Annotated in this window: 2 protein-coding genes and 1 pseudogene; 2 read left to right on the top strand and 1 reads right to left on the bottom strand. The window is 43.6% G+C overall.

The window, feature by feature from the left end; genetic code table 11:
• The coding region (locus H6S82_RS28175) for a YihY/virulence factor BrkB family protein (protein WP_191057104.1) at positions 1–714 on the top strand (714 nt) is incomplete at its 5' end.
• Positions 715–949: 235 nt separating this feature from the next.
• Here H6S82_RS28175 and H6S82_RS28170 read toward each other — a convergent pair.
• The gene (locus H6S82_RS28170; RefSeq protein ID WP_242057140.1) at positions 950–1,930 is read right to left on the bottom strand and encodes a DUF389 domain-containing protein; all 981 of its coding nucleotides are present in this window, start codon (positions 1,928–1,930) and stop codon (positions 950–952) included.
• A 341-nt stretch (positions 1,931–2,271) separates the two neighbouring features.
• Here H6S82_RS28170 and H6S82_RS28165 point away from each other — a divergent pair.
• Positions 2,272–2,662 (top strand): annotated as a pseudogene (locus H6S82_RS28165) (mechanosensitive ion channel domain-containing protein); the annotation flags it as partial.

The raw sequence follows: 2,662 nt of genomic DNA, 5'->3' as shown, positions 1-2,662 counted from the left end.
GTGTTTGGGGAACTGCAAGATGCCCTCAATACTATTTGGGAAGTGGCACCAAAACCAGATCTGGGCGTGAAAGGCTTCATTCGCAAACGCTTTTTGTCCTTCGCAATGGTGTTGGTAATTGGCTTTTTACTACTGGTATCGCTGATTATTAGCGCCGTATTAGCAGGACTTAACTCTTATTTAAGCAACTTGCTACCCGGTATTGACTTTGTGTGGCTGCTGGCCAACTTTGTCATCTCCTTCGGTGTGACTACGCTGCTGTTCGCGATGATTTATCGATTCTTGCCAGATGTCAAAATTGCATGGAGTGATGTTTGGATTGGTGCTGCTATTACGTCCCTACTGTTCTCCATCGGTAGGTTTCTACTGGGGATGTATTTGGGGAACGGCAGTTTTGGTTCGACTTACGGCGCAGCAGGTTCGATCGTAGTTATCCTGGCTTGGGTTTACTATGCTGCCCAAATTCTCTTTTTCGGCGCAGAGTTCACTCAAGTTTACGCGAGAAAATATGGCTCTCAAATTGTCCCCGATAAAAATGCGATACCTCTCACTGATGAAGCTCGCAGACAACAAGGAATTCCTCGCACAAACGACCTTGAAGCGGCATCAGAATCAGAACAGACAAACCGCAGCAACAGAAGGATGTCCAAACGTTCTGGATGGTATGGTTTTCTGCAACGATTGGGCGGCAAAAGGAAGAATCGATATCGGTAAGAAGTGCTTTAACTCTTCTGCCATAAATGCTTTGCAGATTGAGCGAAAGCTTGTGCCGATCGACTTGGTAAAAACTTTTGTAAACCCTCTTGCATTATGCAAACAAACATCATAATATAGTAATTGTATTTGTCTAACCAAATGCTCTTCAAACAAGTTGGTTAGAGCGCAACGGACAATAGTCCGTTGCGCGGCTTCTAGAGAGTTTAGTTGGGCAATAGTAAGGCTAAACTTTCTACTCAGAAGAGCCACTATCTGGGTCGTCTCGCCTCACTTCTTCAACTTGGCTGACCTCAAATATGAGGGTAAACCGCTGTCTCATTTCCTTTTCTACAAACTTTTCTAAAAGTATTACTTGTTTTGGCGTTAAAGCTTCCTTGGTACGAACGGTTAAGCGCACTTCCGGCGGATTGGCTAGCCAGTTTGTATTCGTTTTAATTAGTTCAACGTTTTGAAAGGTAATCGTGCGATTGAGTAAGGCCCTTTTAAGGCTGGCTTCGAGTTGATTTTGCCTCAGCAATTCTACAAAACTTATACCTAAAGGAATGACAAGTATGACCGTAAAAACTAAAGCCCAACTAAGCGCTTTGTGGGCGCGATGCAGCGGCGTGTAGCCTGCCATTAAAAAAGTGAACATACACGAGATAGTAATGCCGAGTAAATTGGTAAGATAAAGCAGCGTTGCACCCAAACTGAGTGACCAATTTGCTTGAGCTAAACCCAATCCAACTACACAAATTGGCGGCATGAGAGCAACTGCGATCGCAGTTCCAGCTAAAGTCCCAGAAACTTTGGGCTGAACTTTAGCAAAACCGCTAATTCCTCCGGCTGCTACGGCAATTCCCAAATCTAGTAAATTCGGTTTGGAACGGGCGATCACTTCGCTGCCAAATTCGGGAAGTCTTACCAAAAAACCCAGCAACATAGCCAAAACAGTTGCAAGAAGTGTCCCAACTGCGATCGCCGTCAAACCTTTGCGAACTAAAACAACGTTTCCTTCTAATGCTCCAAAAGCTAATCCCCGGATAGGCATCATTAAAGGAGCTATAATCATTGCACCTATAATTACAGCGGCACTATTGGATAACAATCCCAAAGTTGCGATTACGCACGAGCCTAAAATCAAGACAAGATAATTAGTATCTAAACTTGATTCTTCTAACAGTTCTATTTGGATTTGCTCTACATTTTGAGGCTCGATTTCGCGCCTTTGCATTTTTTTCAACCTGAGTCGGATAGAGTTCAGCAACATAGGCTCCTTCTCGGCAAACAAGTATGAGCGAATATTTAACAACTAGACAACAAAGCAATCTGCTCAGTCTCAAACTTCCCATTATCGCATAGAAATTTAGTAATATTGCCCAGGTAAGCTAGGGACAAATTTTGCAGTCACATCAAGTTATATGGCGTCAGGCCAGGACATCTCCCAAAACTTCCTTCTTGGTATACATATCCCTCAACAAGCAGTATGAAACGCCTATTTACTTACCAGGGGTAGATTTTAATTATTTTATTTTTGATTAATATCAACAAAGTTTTATACAGCAGGGAGGTGTCATGAATCTCCAGGAATCAGCATTAACTGCATGGGCGAAGATTCAGGGGATGATAGATGGCCTAATCGTCATGTTGCCCAACATTGTGCTGGCGGCGATCGTCTTCGCGCTGTTTTTTTTCGCAGGCAGTAAAATTAAGTCGCTCGTCAAACGTCTGACCAGAAGGCATCGGCAAGCTAGGAACTTGGGACTGGTGCTGGGGCGTTTATCGCAGGGAATTGTGATTTTAGTCGGTTTATTTGTGGCTTTATCCATCATCATACCGACATTCCAGGCAGGAGATTTGATTCAACTGCTGGGTATTAGCGGTGTGGCGATCGGCTTTGCATTTCGCGATATTCTCCAGAACTTTTTGGCTGGTATCTTGATTCTTTTGACTGAACCTTTCCAAA

It is taken from the genome of Planktothrix sp. FACHB-1355 (assembly GCF_014748295.1).
Taxonomy (GTDB): Bacteria; Cyanobacteriota; Cyanobacteriia; order Cyanobacteriales; family Aerosakkonemataceae; genus Aerosakkonema; species Aerosakkonema funiforme_A.
The sequence above is the reverse complement of the archived record's forward strand: the minus strand, read 5'-3'. Positions and strand labels throughout refer to the sequence as shown.